This is a genomic window from Kistimonas scapharcae (assembly GCF_039540975.1).
GTDB classification, from domain to species: domain Bacteria; phylum Pseudomonadota; class Gammaproteobacteria; order Pseudomonadales; family Endozoicomonadaceae; genus Kistimonas; species Kistimonas scapharcae.
In genome coordinates this window covers 1-13,525 of sequence record NZ_BAABFL010000478.1, presented here as the reverse complement: position 1 = coordinate 13,525, position 13,525 = coordinate 1, and the positions used below count along the sequence as shown (strand labels likewise).

Here is a 13,525-nt window from a genome sequence, read left to right as displayed (position 1 = left end):
GGCGGTGTCTGATGTATTCAGACATCGCTAACAGAAATAAGAACTTTGCCAATGCGATCGTGTCTATCGGGGTGTGCATTCGTCAAAACTGACGTTATGATGCCCTGAATAGACGGTTTCCGTCGGCCATCCTGCTAGAAACCGCAGCATTACGGTCGTGTACGGCAATAACCGTCATCGGACAACTTTGAGACAATATCGATAATAATTGCCTGAAGGAATCTCGAGTTTGCTGCGCTTATCAACCATTCTTTCATTGTTACTGCTGCTATCTGCCCGCGCCTTTGCGGCTGATCATGCGGTGATCCTGCAATATCACCATGTCAGTGATAATACTCCGCGTAGCACCAGTGTGACGCCTGCGCAGTTTGAGGAGCATTTGTCCTATCTGAGGGATAATGGCTTCACCGTGATGGCATTACCGGAGATCATCAAGCGGATTCGTACGCATCAAGCACTGCCTGACCGTACGGTGGCGATTACCTTTGATGATGCATACATCTCCATTTACCGTGAAGCTTTTCCCTTAATGAAGAAGCACAGTTATCCATTCACTATTTTTGTGAATACGGATGCGGTTGAGCGTGGGTATGGTGACGCTCTGAGTTGGCAGCAACTGAATGAAATGGTGGAAAGCGGTGCTTCCATTGCTAACCATGGTGTCAGTCATGGCCATTTGGTTGAACGTGCCAAAGGTGAAGATGAGCAGGTCTGGTTAAACAAAATCCACAAGGACATTGAGACTGCGGAGAAAATTATCAACGAAAAGACTGGTCAGGATCTGAAGATGTTTGCCTGGCCTTACGGTGAGACGGTGCCTCCCTTGCGTCAGCTGATTGGACAGATGGGTTTTGTGGGATTTGGCCAACAGTCAGGCCCGGTTGGGGCATTATCGGATTTCACCAAGCTACCCAGATTTCCAATGGGAGGGGCTTATGCGGCGATGGATTCCTTTATCACCAAAGTTAATACACTGCCGTTGCCGGTCAGTGGGAAAACGCCAGACAGCAGCCTTATTGATGAAAACAACACAACTCCGGTTTTACAACTGACGCTGGCTGGTGGGGATTATCAGAAAAAACTGCTGGCCTGTTATGGTCTGGGAGAAAGTCTCAAGATCAATTGGCTGGATGCAGAAAAAATGACGTTTCAGATTCAGTCAGAAAAGGCGATTCTGCCAGGACGTTCCCGCTTTAACTGTACGGCACCCGACCAGAGTGGCCGCCGCTATTATTGGTATTCCCATGACTGGTTGCGTTTGACCTCAGAGGGTAAGGCGCTCGATTAACCGCTCGGCTGCTTTTCACGATTACTGCCACCGTTCTGGTGGCAGTTTTTTGATGCGCGTCATGCATCGGTCAAATAGACAAAATCAACAGTTTTAAGGTTCTCCTGTCAGTATTCATAATTCCTCTTTTGTTACCTGCATTCGACCGGGAGAGGGTATGTCAGACGTCAGTTTTGCCGATTTCAAAAAACTCGATATTCGGGTTGGCAAGGTGTTATCTGTTGAGCGGGTACCTGATACGGAAAAACTTTACAAGGTACAGATTGATATCGGAGAGGAAAAAAACCGGCAGACAGTGACCAGCCTGGTCGACTATTACACCTCAGATGAACTGTTGGGTCGTGAAGTCGTTGTGCTGACTAACCTGAAACCGGCCAAAATGCGTGGCGAACTGTCTGAATGCATGCTGTTATGTGCGGAAACTGAGGATGGTAGTCAATGTCGCCTGTTGATGCCTGAACAATCCATGGCGGCGGGTTGTCCTGTGACCTGAGTCGGCTTGATGCGGCTGGGAAATATCCGGTGATGGCTTGATCAACGGTGGTTTCCAGCTAGTTTTTATATATAACCATCAGGAAGGTGCGTTCAGGATGAACGAAGATACCGTCAAGCAACTGGCGTTGATCATTGCCGCTAACTGTCTCGAAAATGGCATTGTGGATGAGCTTCACGGTAAGGGTATGATTACCGATGAGCAGAAGCAGGCCTTCAACAAGCAGGTGGGGGACAGGATTTACACCTTCCTGCTGTACCTCTTGAACAAACCGTCCCAACAGTATTCCGCGCTGCTTGAAGCGCTGGCGCAAAAATATCCAGAGGACTGGTCGCTCCCAGAGCTGGACACCCATTTTACCGAGATTGCCGGTAAAGCTGTGCAAATGCCGCATAATGGCCCTCAATAGAGAGGGCGCATTCCTTTTCTTGCCTGTGTCGCCCCAAACCTGATAATTCAGAAGGTCAGTATTTGCCGTTTCGGAACTGAACCAGCCCATGAAACTCGACAACCTCTTTGCGCCACGCCGTGATCAAACGGATGATGAATATTTCGAACCCCTGCTGGAGCGAAAGGGTGTGAAGCTTGAACGTATCTTGTCCCGTGGGCACATCACGCCAGAAGGTGAGTGGTATGACCAGGCATATGATGAATGGGTTATGGTGGTTAAGGGCGCCGCGCAGCTGCGTATTGATGGTCGGGATACGTTGGTAAACATGGACGCCGGCGACTATATTCTCCTGCCAGCCCATTGCCGCCATCGGGTGGAATGGACATCACCCGAAGAGGAAACCGTATGGCTGGCACTTCATCTGGATGCAGTGCCAGACAAGCAGTAAATGTGTATGAGGAAGGCAGTTATTCACAGGCATCAAACGGTCTATCGATCCGGCGTGATGGCGGTGTTACTGCTATTGATCACATTTTTCCTTACAGGTCAGGGAATGACAGAGGAATTGTCAGTGCCGGAGGCGCTGGTCTCACTACAGGAACATCTGGATATGCCCGTCAGCCGGGACTGGCAGGGGGCTGCTCAGGTGTTTTCACGCTGGGCACGTAAGCCGGGGCAGGAACGCTGGGAACTGGCTGAACTGGACTTGTCTCCCGATAAGGAAACCCACGTACAGGAAGACCTGCGACAACTGGGTTTTGTTCAGGCGCTCAAACCCGTCAAAGAACAATATGACTATGGCGTTATCCTGGGGGCAACAAGTCCGGGCATGTTAGAGCGTATTCACTATCTGGCGGAATTATGGCGTGAAGGGGTACGGTTCAACCGCCTGGTCTTTCTGACGGGGCAGCGACCGCTGGATCCTTCCGCCGATCATTTTCAGTCATTGATGAAGTCTCTCCAGCAGAAAACCGATGTTGCCCACTTTTCCGGTGATGCAGCCCCCATGCACGAAACAGAGGCGGCGCGGTTGTTGTACCTGTATGCGGATCTGCCCCAGTCCATGCGCAAACTGCCAGTGGATTTTATTGATACCGCAAGAACCTGGCAGCATCAGCACTGGCTTCGTCCGAACACCCGGGATACGGTCAGGAGCTGGCTGCAGAATCGTCCAGCCGCAGGTTCGGTATTAATGGTGTCCACACAACCCCATGCCGCTTATCAACATGCGGTGGTGCGCGATGAACTGTCCGACGGGTTTTATCTGGAAACGGTCGCGCCGGGTATCACGAAAGATCAGTCACTGGCCGTGATGCTGGATGCGGTGGCCAGCTGGCTGAAGCAACTGGATCCTGCCCAGGGACTAAATCCTGCCCTTTCCCCCTGAGTCATCTACTTTTAAAAGCCAGGAAGCAACCAGGCGTGCCTGTTGCTTGCGTGAGCTAATAAACGACAAAAGGTGTGTAAGATGCGCGAAATCAATCTGGCTATTAACGGTTTCGGCAGAATCGGACGCAATGTGCTCAGAGCGGTCTATGAGCACGGTTATCGGCAGAAAGGCATCAGGGTGGTTGCGATCAATGATCTGGGTGATGCCCGGATCAATGCGCATCTCCTTCAGTACGATACGACCCATGGCCGGTTTGGATGTAGTGTCGGTGTAGAAGGCGATAGTCTCATGGTTGATGGCGAACCCATCCGTTGTTATTCAGAAAAAGATCCTGCCCGCCTGCCCTGGCAATCCCTGGGTGTTGAGGTGGTCCACGAGTGTACGGGTGTGTTTCGGGATCAGGCCGGTGCTGGCAAGCATTTGGAAGCCGGGGCTTCTAAAGTGATTATTTCAGCCCCTGCCAAGGATCCTGACGCGACCATCGTGTATGGCGTGAACGACAGCATACTCACATCAGCACATCGGATTATTTCCTGTGCATCCTGTACCACAAACTGCCTGGCGCCGGTCGCGGCGGTACTGCATGACGCCGTGGGGATTGATTCCGGCCTGATGACGACCATTCATGCTTATACCAATGATCAGCGTCTGACAGACGTCTACCATTCCGATCTTTATCGCGCACGGGCCGCAGCGCTGAATATGATTCCCACGAAAACCGGTGCGGCGGAAGCGGTGGGTCTGGTATTGCCTGATCTGGCAGGAAAAATCAACGGCCTGGCGGTGAGGGTTCCCACCATCAATGTATCACTGGTGGATTTCTGTTTTATTGCCAGCCGTACGACAACGGTTGAAGAAGTGAATGACGCAGTGAGAAGCGGCAGTCAGAAAAGCCCGGTGCTGGCTGTCAATGATGAATCACTGGTCTCTATGGATTTTAACCATAACCCGGCATCGTCCGTGTTTGATGCGAGTCTGACAAAGGTGCAGGGACAGCAGGTCAAGGTGATGGCCTGGTACGACAATGAATGGGCATTTTCCGTTCGTATGCTGGATAACACGCTGGCCTTGATCAACGCAGCCTGATGGGGAGTGTGGATTACTCCCCCCACCTTGGCATCAGGTTCTGAGCGATTCCCAGATGATTCAGTATCCTGGCAACAATGAAATCCACCATGTCATCCACGGTTTGAGGCTGATTATAGAAACCGGGGCTGGCAGGAAGAATCACCGCACCCATGCGGGTCAGTGACAGCATGTGTTCCAGGTGTATTGCTGAGTAGGGCGTTTCCCGGGGCACGATGATCAACTGACGTCGTTCTTTCAGGGCCACATCCGCGGCGCGTTCGATCAGATTGTTACTTGCTCCGGTGGCAATGGCCGACAATGTGCCGGTACTGGCCGGGCAAACCACCATCTGTGACGGTGCGCCGCTTCCGGAAGCGACTGCTGACATCCATTGCTCGTTGCCCAATACACGAATCTGGTCGGGTTTGGCGCGATATTGGTCCGTCAGGAACGCTTGCAGTTCCTGACGGTTAGAGGGAAGCTTCAGGTTGGTTTCTGTCGCAATCACAATCCGTGCAGCCTTGGACAGCAGGAAATACACCTGCCGATTGGCGGCAACCAGGCATTCCAGCAATCGCAGGCCATATTGCACACCGGACGCTCCAGTCAGTGCCAGTGTCACGGTTTGTGGTTGTTCGGGCATCTGTATCATGCGGATGCCTTTTGGTTCAGGGCGTTAATCAGCTTCTGGTGGAGTCCACCAAAACCCCCGTTACTCATAATGACCAGGTGATCACCTGACCTGGCTTCGCTGACAAGGGTGGAAACGATACGGTCGATATCATGATCGGCGGTAGCCGGTACAGGGCTGTGGGAGAGTTCATCTGACAATGACCATCCCAGTCCTTCAGGTTCATACCAGGTGACATGGCTGGCAGCGGCAGTGGCGGCCGCCAGATGACCTTTATGGATACCCATCTTCATGGTGTTGGAGCGGGGTTCAATGACGGCCTGAATCGTTGCGTCTGAGCCAACCCTGGCCCGCAGGCCTTCCAGCGTTGTGGCAATGGCGGTGGGGTGGTGAGCAAAGTCGTCATACACCCGGATACCGTTGATTTCTGCCACTAATTCCATACGACGCTTCACACCGCGAAATCCGGACAGAGCCTCACAGGCAAGGGCGGGTTGCACGCCGACATGTCGTGCGGCAATGATCGCAGCCAGTGCATTGTGCATGTTATGACGCCCCGTATGGCTCCAGCAGACTTCGCCCTGCGTCGTGCCGCAATGGCTGATGGCAAAATGAGAGCCATCGTCGGCAATGGGAATGGCCTGCCAGTCACTGTCCGGCCCCATGTTGCTGATGTCGCTCCAGCAGCCCATATCGATGACGGCATTGAGGTTAGCGTCATCCGCCGGTTTGATAATCAGGCCATTGCCGGGAATAGTTCGGACGAGGTGGTGAAACTGTTTCTGGATAGCGCCGAGATTCTCAAAGATATCCGCATGATCAAATTCCAGGTTATTCAGAATGGCCGTGCGCGGCCGGTAATGAACAAACTTGGAACGCTTGTCGAAAAAGGCGGTATCGTATTCGTCCGCTTCGATGACAAAGAAAGGGGTCGTTCCCATACGGGCTGAAAGACCAAAATCTGCCGGTACGCCGCCAATCAGGAATCCCGGTGACATGCCGGCATGCTCAAGGATGACAGCCAGCATGGCAGACGTAGTGGTTTTACCGTGGGTGCCTGCAACCGCCATGACCCAGCGATCCCTGAGGATATGGTCAGCCATGAACCTGGGGCCGGAGGTGTAGGGAATCCCTTCGTTCAACACAAACTCGACGGCAGGGTTGCCGCGGGACATCGCATTTCCGATCACAACGAGATCAGGGCGGGGGTTGAACTGTTCCGGACTATAGCCTTCCACCAGTGCAATGCCCTGCTCTTCCAGCTGGGTGCTCATGGGGGGGTAGACGTTCTGGTCAGAACCGGTGACATGAATGCCCAGTTCCCTGGCCAGCAGCGCCAGGCTGCCCATGAAGGTACCACAGATACCCAGAATATGTACGTGCAAGAGATCGTCCTCGGAAATGATCGCAGACCATAAAAATGGCCGAAAACATAACTGATATTAACGGGGGGAGTCTGGTGACAGCAAGAACAGAGCGGACTGGTATGGCAGGCATGCGATATATCGCACTTTCGCTGTGGTTTTTCTCTGTCACGCTGACGTCAGGGAAGCGGGATAAAAAGAGGGTAGTAACGTTGGCCTCCAATGATGTGCTAACCGGAGATGGATTGACGCCGACACAACAGAAATGGGTAATGTAAAAGTCTTTGTAATTTGAGCAGGCGTTCTACGCTGTAACTTATGGACTAAAGGAATAGGCCTTAAATGATTAAACAATACCTGCTTGCAGGGCTGATGTTTGCTCTCTTGGGATTGGGGAATGCCTACGCAGAGGAAGCCATCCCTGTCAGTGAAAGCATTGATGAACCCCTCTACAAGCCGTTTATTGAACGCTATATATTGGATGAGCTGAAACTGTTGCGTCAGCAGTTGCAGGCCATGCGGGCAGAGATGGCGGAAAAAGTGGCAGAAGCTCGTCTGGACGCATCAGACCGCGCTATGCGTTATACCACGGATACCACTAACAATATCTTCTTCATCATAACGGGGGCTGCATCCATTCTGGTGTTGCTTGGGTGGCGCTCCCTGCGCGAAGTGCAGGAAAACGTTGAGGCAACGGTTGAGCGAAAGGTCTCCAAACTGACCGGTGAATATGAGCAACAGCTGCATGATGTGGAACGCAAACTCAAGGTGCGTTCGGAGCAGATTCTTGCCGCACAGGAAAAGATTTCGGAAACGAACCAGATTCACTCGCTCTGGATGCGGGCGGGGCTGGAATCCAGCCTGCATGAGCAGATCAACATTTATGACCAGATTCTGGAAATTAACCCCGAAGAGGTGGAAGCACTGACCTACAAGGCGGATGTTTTGATGGACCTGGGAGAGACCCGCTGGGCGTTGTCGCTCTCAAATCAAGCCATTGAGCACGATGCGGATTATCCGTTGGCATACTGGCAGCGTGCCTGTGCTGAGGCCGAACTGGGGCAGCAGGAGGCGGCAGTACGTGATATCACTCTTGCCATTGAGAAGTCACCAGCGTTGAAAGACGAACTCGAAAAGGAAAGTGCTTTCCGTAACCTTCAGGATCACCCCTTATTTACGGCTTTGGTCAACGATGAAGTCGGGTGAAAAACGCCATCAAGCGCTTATAATCAGGCGTTATAGAATATTTTTCTAAACAACACATCTTGTGATGTTGATAAAAATATATTCCGTTCTTTAAACATCTCAATGATGGCTTTGATGTCATTTAACTCGATGGCTAGTTGTTGCTGTATATAAATATCACCAAACATGACAGCTAATGAATAAATATCTTTCTTGTTGTTTGCCAGCATCACAAACCAATCCAGGCGAGTGTGGTCATCCTGGGCTATGTGGGATGACTGAATATGCTCTCTCAGTGGATGGTGGGGAAGCCTGCCCAATAGCAATTCATAGATTGACGCTGCGGTGCTATAGCTGCATGCTGCATTTGCGTACTCTGCCAGTGCAACAAAGGCTTTCACTTGGACATTAGGCGATAATTCTTGGTGGTTTAACCATGTTTGGATGATATCCACAGGTAACCTCGTATTGATAGAAATTTGATTCCTTTCTTGCGCAGTTCTAGTTGTTAAGGCCTCTCTCGCTGTTTTCAAATCATGAATCATTCTTTCCAGGAGTGATTCATGGGTGCGAAATACCCAGGCCTGTCCTGATGGTGCCTGATTAACCGTGTGCACATTTTGGGGTGCGTTGAGAGCAGGATAAGGGCGACCGGGATTCAGTATTGCCAGATTATTTTCGATCGCCTGGATATCAATCGGTATCTGCATTATTCCCCCAAAGGGAACAACTGGCACATTTAGGTATGCTTGCCTGTAATCACTGACGTGTAGGTATGCTTGCCTGTAATCACTGACGTGTGTGACTGTGAAATTTGCGACAGGTCGATTGGCCGTCCTATTCGTTTGCGGACTGCCTGATTGCTGAACGGTTGGCGCTGACGCATCTCTATGGCTGGGACCCGGTTGGAGAGAGCCTTGGCTGTCGGAAGAATGGGCTGAGGCTGGGCTTGGCGGCGCTCCATGGTTATGAGTTTTTTGCATCGTCCTTAATCTGTGCTCTAGTCAACGAAATCCTTGGATATTCGAATTTGGTCAAGGTTCCATGGCGAAACCATAACCATAAAAGTTCGTTGGCATTGAAGGCTATCCTGTCCGTATGACTTACAATGACGAGCATAGAAGGACAAGTTGATCGCATTAAACGACGTTTGTTCACTTAATAACCATTGAAAAAAATTACAAACCGCATAGCATGGCGACTCTGGTTCAGTGAGTAACAGAGCACCATGAAGCGTATAACAACATTGTTCACCGTTTTCCTGGCCGCCACCCTGATGATTTCCGCCCCTATGGTGGAAGCCAAGAAATTCGGTGGCAGCAAGAGCTTCGGGAAGTCGTTCAATACGGCGCCGGCGCCCAGCAAGAGCCAGCCGGGCAGTGGGCTGTTTGGCAATTCCCAGAATACCCAGAAATCAACCACCACCCAGAATGCACAGAAATCTTCGCAGCAGTCGGCACAGGGCACGCAGAAGTCCTCTAATCGTGGCCTGTGGGGCGGGTTACTGGGCGGCATGCTGGCAGGTGGTTTGCTGGCCTCGCTATTCGGCGGTGGGGCTTTTAACGGATTTCAGGTCATGGATTTCCTGATCATCGGCCTGTTGGCATTTGGCCTGTTTGCGTTGTTCCGGAATATGAAGCGCCGGACGGCTTATGCCGGACATGCACCGTCCGGCCCGTTTGGTAGCCCGATGGGCGGTCCAATGGATAACCGGTATACCGCTCAGGAAGATGCTGGTTTTGATGCTGAGCGACTGGCAGGAGGTAGCAATACACCGGTATCCGCCATGGGCCAGGGGGTTGCCGATAATGATGTCCCCATGAACCTGCCACAGGGTTTCGATCTGACCGCTTTCCTGAAAGGCGCTCGTGAGCATTACCGTACCCTGCAGGAAGCCTGGAACTGCAATGACCAGGGCGTCCTGAGGGAGTACCTGGCGCCAGAGCTCTTTGAACAGCTGGTACAGGAGAGGCAATCGCTTGCGGGTGACCAGCATACCGAAGTGATGTATGTGGATGCCGACCTGGTGCGTGCAGACACCCTGTACGGCAAGGCGCAGGTCAGTATCCGTTTCAGTGGCCGTTATCGGGATACCGTCGAAGGGACGGAAGAAGACATTCACGACATCTGGCATCTGGAGCGGGACCTCAGTCAGCCCGATGCTCCGTGGTTGATTGTTGGTATCGAAGGCTGATTCTGACGGATCCAAACCATGAAAAAGCCGGATTTATCCGGCTTTTTTAGCCCCCTGAGCCAGCTAAACCATGATAACGGGTCTATAGTCGTTACCATGGAAAGCAATGACACTTGTCCTTCTGTGTGTTAGCGTTGCCAGCCTTTTCCTGGTACTTTGTTTCCATTCCCGTAAATCCCCGAGTCTGATCATGGATTGTGCACAGTGAGTGTTGTTTATTTGCACAATCTTTTGGTGTTCCCATGAATGATGCCTGTCCAAACTGTGTAGGCGACTGAACACTGTCGGGAGGGAGTGCAGGCAGAAGACCAGCCTTTCCCCATCTGATAAAGGAGTCTGGTTTGGTAGTTGAGCTGTCTACCCACAGGACACTGCTGATTGCAATTCTGGTGCTGTTTATCGGCAAGTTCATTAACCGACGCGTCCCTTTCTTCCGTAATTATGATATTCCCGAGCCGGTGACCGGCGGGTTGTTTGCATCCATCGTGCTTGGACTGCTCCATGCTGTTGAAGGGGTGGATGTTGTCTTTGATACCACATTGCGTGATTCCCTGTTGCTGGCGTTTTTCACCAGCCTGGGACTGTCTGCCAAGCTGGATACTCTGGTACAGGGTGGCAGAACACTGGTGATATTCCTGGGGTTGCTGATTCTGGCGTTGCTGTTCCAGAATACGGTCGGTGTCACGATTGCCAGCCTGTTGGGGCTGGAACCATTGATTGGTCTGATCAGCGGCTCAGTATCCCTGAGTGGCGGGCATGGAACGGCGATCGCCTGGGCGCCGGTTTTCGAGAAATACGGGATCACCAACGCCATGGAGCTGGGTACCGTTTGTGCCACATTTGGCTTGGTGCTGGGTGGATTTACCGGTGGTCCTCTGGCCGAACGATTGATTCGCATCAACCGCCTCAAGTCGAGCAGCAAAGAACATATCACCATTGGTAGCCGTTATAACGAGGAACATGAGCCGATTGATGCGGAAAATACCCTGTTGGCGTTGTTTACGCTGGTATTGGCCATGGTGGCTGGTGCGACAAGCGCCCGCTGGCTCGTCGGTATGGGTATACAAATCCCGGAGTTTGTCGGGTGCCTGTTTGCCGGGATATTGGTGACCAACTTGATTCCCAAGGTGTTCCGCAAACAACAGTGGTCGTCGACGGTGCCTTCACTGGCCGTCATCAGTGATGTTTGCCTGGGGTTGTTCCTGGCGATGTCCCTTATGAGCATGCAGCTCTGGACCCTTGCCAGTATGGCCGGACCGTTATTTATCCTGCTGATGGTTCAGACATGCCTGATGCTGACCTTTACCTGGTTTGTGGTATACCGGTTGCTGGGGCGGGACTTCGACGCAGCGGTGATGAGTTCGGGGATGGTCGGTATCGGTCTGGGGGCAACGCCGAATGCCATGGCGAACATGACGGCAGTAACACAACACTATGGGGCATCGCCCAAGGCCTTTATTGTGGTGCCGCTGGCAGGAGCGTTCTTTATCGATATTGTGAACAGCGTTGTTATTCGGTTGTTTATTGATCTGCTGGCCTGAACCGATATTTTTGCCTTAATAAAAAAGCGGCTCAAAACAGCCGCTTTTTTATTTCCTGCTTGCCATCCGTCCAATGATCTTTGTAGTGTGGATAAGTGCTGTCATTGCTGTTCGTTAAGTTGACAACAATAACCTGATACCTGCAGGTAGATGACAATGAAAACAAGAATAACGGGTTTTCTGGTGTTACAGGTGATGATGGTAGCGGGCTGGTTGTTCTTACTGCCTGAACCGGTGCCTGATGTTTCCAGCCTGTCTATTGAAAGGGCTCATACGGCTGTGGCTGAAGGTGAACCTCTTGATGTTGCATTTAACTGGACAACGGTTGCCCAGGAAGCTGGTGTCAGCACGGAAGAAGCGGAAAGGGCTTATCAGCAACTTATGTCGCGGCAGCAGGCGTATGACAATGTCATTGCTTTTTTTAATGGTGAAACGACGAATGCTGAACAAGTTATGACGGATATTAATACTATGGCAGAACGCGCTGAAATATCAGCCGGTGAATCCTTGTTCCTGAAGCTGGCATGGTTGAACCAGACTGAAAGTGATACTGACGTTCTCAAGGAGAAGGCCGCCCGTCTTATTGAAGATTCCGTTCAGGCTGGAGCACAGCAACGACAGGATCCCACAGATAATCCACAGTTTCAGGAATATAAGACACTGGAAGCAGAACTGGTCAAAGACGTGATGGCCATGGAACAGTTTCCTGGGGGGCAGAGCCGTTCACGCTATCTGGCAATGAAACTGCAGGAATTGCGTGAAAACGTGTATGCGCAGTAGTTCAGCATAAGAGGACACAGGCTGTGCCGGACGTTATCGTCCGGCATCCAAAACGTTACAATAGTTGACCTACCAGCCAGTACAGAAGGTTGAAAGGCTTTTGGTAATCACTGACTTCATCGGTTTCATGAGCACGCATCATGGGGCCAGTACCATCCATGATGTTATTCACGAAATCCTTCAAGACCAGATTCTGTTCCTGAATATCAGCGTTGCCGAATTCAATGATGGACGTGCAGTGGGATTCGTTCACGTTCCGGTATCGCGGGAAGTAGTATCCCCAGTTATGGGTCTGATCCAGCAGGGGAATCAGGTTATCAAACGTATCCTGTTGCCAGAGCGTTTTGATTTTTTCCAGCCGTGAAGCCGCATCCGGATCATTGTAGATATCCTCATAAAAACGCTCATAGGAGTATGAAGAGTAGTTGGCGTCATCCAGGAAATGTGTCATGCCCAGTCGATCCGACGGAAAGCGATTGGCAAGGCTGCTGTAGATGGACGACCAGTCATTGGTATCAAACGCTGTATAACGTTCCTGAAGCGCATTGAGTGGATTTTCATCCATCGGGCTACCGTTCGGTGTCCAGGTCGTCCAGGCATCAATGATCGTTTTCTGGAGTGGCAGTTGTGGATAAGTTGCCGAGTCGCTGCTGCTGTAGGGTGCCCGGAACACAGGTCCGGAGTCGTCAAACAGATAGCTTCTATTGGGCGCCATGTCTTCACGCAGGTGCATGTAGTTCAGCAGGGCGCCGACACTGCCCGCGCTGCAACCTGCCGTCATCATCTGGGTTGGTCGTGGTAAATTATTCTTCAACCAGGTGATGACTGAACGGGTGTTTTTGAGGCCATTGTGCAGCCAGACCAGACTCGGTTGTTCACCCTTGGGATCCTCATAGACCACAGCTTTGTCACCGACGTAAATATCACCGGTACAGTAAGGGATGTAAACCAGGTTCCAGTTCTGGGTTTTCACTCGATCCCAGGGATGCGCCCGGAAAATAAACGGTGTAACAGCCACCTGTGCGATGGAACCGGTATTGATAATGGTGGTGGGATCGAGCACTTCCATATAGTTATCGGGAATCCCGTTGGGATTCCGTGCACCACGTATGCCTGACTGTTGCATATTCTGGTTTACTTGAACACCGATTCTGGTCTACTTGAACACCCCCGTCACCTTACGTATTGGCGAGCCTGATT

General features: G+C 51.6%; 15 protein-coding genes. 11 read left to right on the top strand and 4 right to left on the bottom strand.

Translation table 11 applies throughout. From position 1 onward, the window contains the following. Nucleotides 1-229 precede the first annotated feature (229 nt). The 6 genes from ABD892_RS25655 to gap all read left to right on the top strand — a co-directional run bounded on the left by ABD892_RS25655 (nucleotide 230) and on the right by gap (nucleotide 4,648). A complete protein-coding gene (locus tag ABD892_RS25655; RefSeq protein WP_345199186.1) occupies nucleotides 230-1,288 on the top strand; it encodes a polysaccharide deacetylase family protein in 1,059 nt (352 codons plus the stop codon). 157 nt (nucleotides 1,289-1,445) lie between these two features. Further along, nucleotides 1,446-1,781, top strand: coding sequence for a tRNA-binding protein (locus ABD892_RS25650; RefSeq protein ID WP_345199185.1), 336 nt, complete (start codon nucleotides 1,446-1,448; stop codon nucleotides 1,779-1,781). 97 nt (nucleotides 1,782-1,878) lie between these two features. Beyond that, nucleotides 1,879-2,190, top strand: a complete 312-nt coding sequence (locus ABD892_RS25645; protein ID WP_345199184.1) for a hypothetical protein — start codon at nucleotides 1,879-1,881, stop codon at nucleotides 2,188-2,190. An 88-nt stretch (nucleotides 2,191-2,278) separates the two neighbouring features. Beyond that, a complete protein-coding gene (locus ABD892_RS25640) occupies nucleotides 2,279-2,620 on the top strand; it encodes a cupin domain-containing protein (RefSeq protein ID WP_345199183.1) in 342 nt (113 codons plus the stop codon). 6 nt (nucleotides 2,621-2,626) lie between these two features. Beyond that, the gene (locus tag ABD892_RS25635) at nucleotides 2,627-3,559 is read left to right on the top strand and encodes a hypothetical protein (RefSeq protein ID WP_345199182.1); all 933 of its coding nucleotides are present in this window, start codon (nucleotides 2,627-2,629) and stop codon (nucleotides 3,557-3,559) included. A gap of 81 nt (nucleotides 3,560-3,640) precedes the next feature. After that, entirely contained in the window at nucleotides 3,641-4,648 is a 1,008-nt protein-coding gene (gap, locus tag ABD892_RS25630; RefSeq protein ID WP_345199181.1) for a type I glyceraldehyde-3-phosphate dehydrogenase, read from the top strand. A gap of 13 nt (nucleotides 4,649-4,661) precedes the next feature. On the opposite strand, the gene ABD892_RS25625 is transcribed toward gap, so the two are convergent. Both ABD892_RS25625 and mpl read right to left on the bottom strand, forming a co-directional pair. After that, nucleotides 4,662-5,282: a flavin prenyltransferase UbiX gene (locus ABD892_RS25625; protein ID WP_425559363.1), complete on the bottom strand. Its 621-nt coding sequence runs from the start codon at nucleotides 5,280-5,282 to the stop codon at nucleotides 4,662-4,664. Beyond that, nucleotides 5,279-6,646, bottom strand: coding sequence for a UDP-N-acetylmuramate:L-alanyl-gamma-D-glutamyl-meso-diaminopimelate ligase (gene mpl / locus ABD892_RS25620; RefSeq protein ID WP_345199180.1), 1,368 nt, complete (start codon nucleotides 6,644-6,646; stop codon nucleotides 5,279-5,281). Before mpl ends, ABD892_RS25625 begins: the two co-directional genes overlap by 4 nt. Nucleotides 6,647-6,720: 74 nt before the next feature. Here mpl and ABD892_RS25615 point away from each other — a divergent pair, with 74 nt between their 5' ends. Together ABD892_RS25615 and ABD892_RS25610 are read left to right on the top strand one after the other, a co-directional pair. Beyond that, nucleotides 6,721-6,903 carry a hypothetical protein gene (locus ABD892_RS25615; RefSeq protein ID WP_345199178.1) on the top strand — a complete coding sequence of 61 codons (183 nt, stop codon included), beginning with the start codon at nucleotides 6,721-6,723 and terminating at the stop codon, nucleotides 6,901-6,903. Between the two features lie 64 nt (nucleotides 6,904-6,967). After that, nucleotides 6,968-7,831: a TPR end-of-group domain-containing protein gene (locus ABD892_RS25610; protein ID WP_345199177.1), complete on the top strand. Its 864-nt coding sequence runs from the start codon at nucleotides 6,968-6,970 to the stop codon at nucleotides 7,829-7,831. Between the two features lie 23 nt (nucleotides 7,832-7,854). Here ABD892_RS25610 and ABD892_RS25605 read toward each other — a convergent pair whose 3' ends face one another. Further along, on the bottom strand, nucleotides 7,855-8,520 hold the full coding sequence (locus ABD892_RS25605) for a hypothetical protein (protein WP_345199175.1): 666 nt from the start codon (nucleotides 8,518-8,520) through the stop codon (nucleotides 7,855-7,857). A gap of 518 nt (nucleotides 8,521-9,038) precedes the next feature. Between ABD892_RS25605 and ABD892_RS25600 the strand changes: the two genes are divergently transcribed. The 3 genes from ABD892_RS25600 to ABD892_RS25590 all read left to right on the top strand — a co-directional run bounded on the left by ABD892_RS25600 (nucleotide 9,039) and on the right by ABD892_RS25590 (nucleotide 12,325). After that, the gene (locus tag ABD892_RS25600; protein ID WP_345199174.1) at nucleotides 9,039-10,004 is read left to right on the top strand and encodes a Tim44 domain-containing protein; all 966 of its coding nucleotides are present in this window, start codon (nucleotides 9,039-9,041) and stop codon (nucleotides 10,002-10,004) included. Between the two features lie 341 nt (nucleotides 10,005-10,345). After that, on the top strand, nucleotides 10,346-11,545 hold the full coding sequence (gene gltS, locus ABD892_RS25595) for a sodium/glutamate symporter (RefSeq protein ID WP_345199173.1): 1,200 nt from the start codon (nucleotides 10,346-10,348) through the stop codon (nucleotides 11,543-11,545). 156 nt (nucleotides 11,546-11,701) lie between these two features. Then, nucleotides 11,702-12,325 carry a hypothetical protein gene (locus ABD892_RS25590; RefSeq protein ID WP_345199172.1) on the top strand — a complete coding sequence of 208 codons (624 nt, stop codon included), beginning with the start codon at nucleotides 11,702-11,704 and terminating at the stop codon, nucleotides 12,323-12,325. A gap of 55 nt (nucleotides 12,326-12,380) precedes the next feature. On the opposite strand, the gene ABD892_RS25585 is transcribed toward ABD892_RS25590, so the two are convergent. Further along, nucleotides 12,381-13,451 carry a pectin acetylesterase-family hydrolase gene (locus tag ABD892_RS25585; protein WP_345199170.1) on the bottom strand — a complete coding sequence of 357 codons (1,071 nt, stop codon included), beginning with the start codon at nucleotides 13,449-13,451 and terminating at the stop codon, nucleotides 12,381-12,383. Nucleotides 13,452-13,525: the final 74 nt, after the last annotated feature.

Excerpts from the sequence above, each read along its gene's own strand:
- ABD892_RS25645 (WP_345199184.1), top strand. The coding sequence starts at position 1,879 with ATGAACGAAGATACCGTCAAGCAACTGGCGTTGATCATTGCCGCTAAC.
- ABD892_RS25585 (WP_345199170.1), bottom strand. The coding sequence starts at position 13,451 with ATGCAACAGTCAGGCATACGTGGTGCACGGAATCCCAACGGGATTCCC.
- ABD892_RS25605 (WP_345199175.1), bottom strand. The coding sequence starts at position 8,520 with ATGCAGATACCGATTGATATCCAGGCGATCGAAAATAATCTGGCAATA.
- ABD892_RS25590 (WP_345199172.1), top strand. The coding sequence starts at position 11,702 with ATGAAAACAAGAATAACGGGTTTTCTGGTGTTACAGGTGATGATGGTA.
- ABD892_RS25610 (WP_345199177.1), top strand. The coding sequence starts at position 6,968 with ATGATTAAACAATACCTGCTTGCAGGGCTGATGTTTGCTCTCTTGGGA.
- ABD892_RS25625 (WP_425559363.1), bottom strand. The coding sequence starts at position 5,282 with ATGATACAGATGCCCGAACAACCACAAACCGTGACACTGGCACTGACT.
- ABD892_RS25650 (WP_345199185.1), top strand. The coding sequence starts at position 1,446 with ATGTCAGACGTCAGTTTTGCCGATTTCAAAAAACTCGATATTCGGGTT.
- ABD892_RS25635 (WP_345199182.1), top strand. The coding sequence starts at position 2,627 with ATGAGGAAGGCAGTTATTCACAGGCATCAAACGGTCTATCGATCCGGC.
- ABD892_RS25640 (WP_345199183.1), top strand. The coding sequence starts at position 2,279 with ATGAAACTCGACAACCTCTTTGCGCCACGCCGTGATCAAACGGATGAT.
- gap (WP_345199181.1), top strand. The coding sequence starts at position 3,641 with ATGCGCGAAATCAATCTGGCTATTAACGGTTTCGGCAGAATCGGACGC.
- ABD892_RS25600 (WP_345199174.1), top strand. The coding sequence starts at position 9,039 with ATGAAGCGTATAACAACATTGTTCACCGTTTTCCTGGCCGCCACCCTG.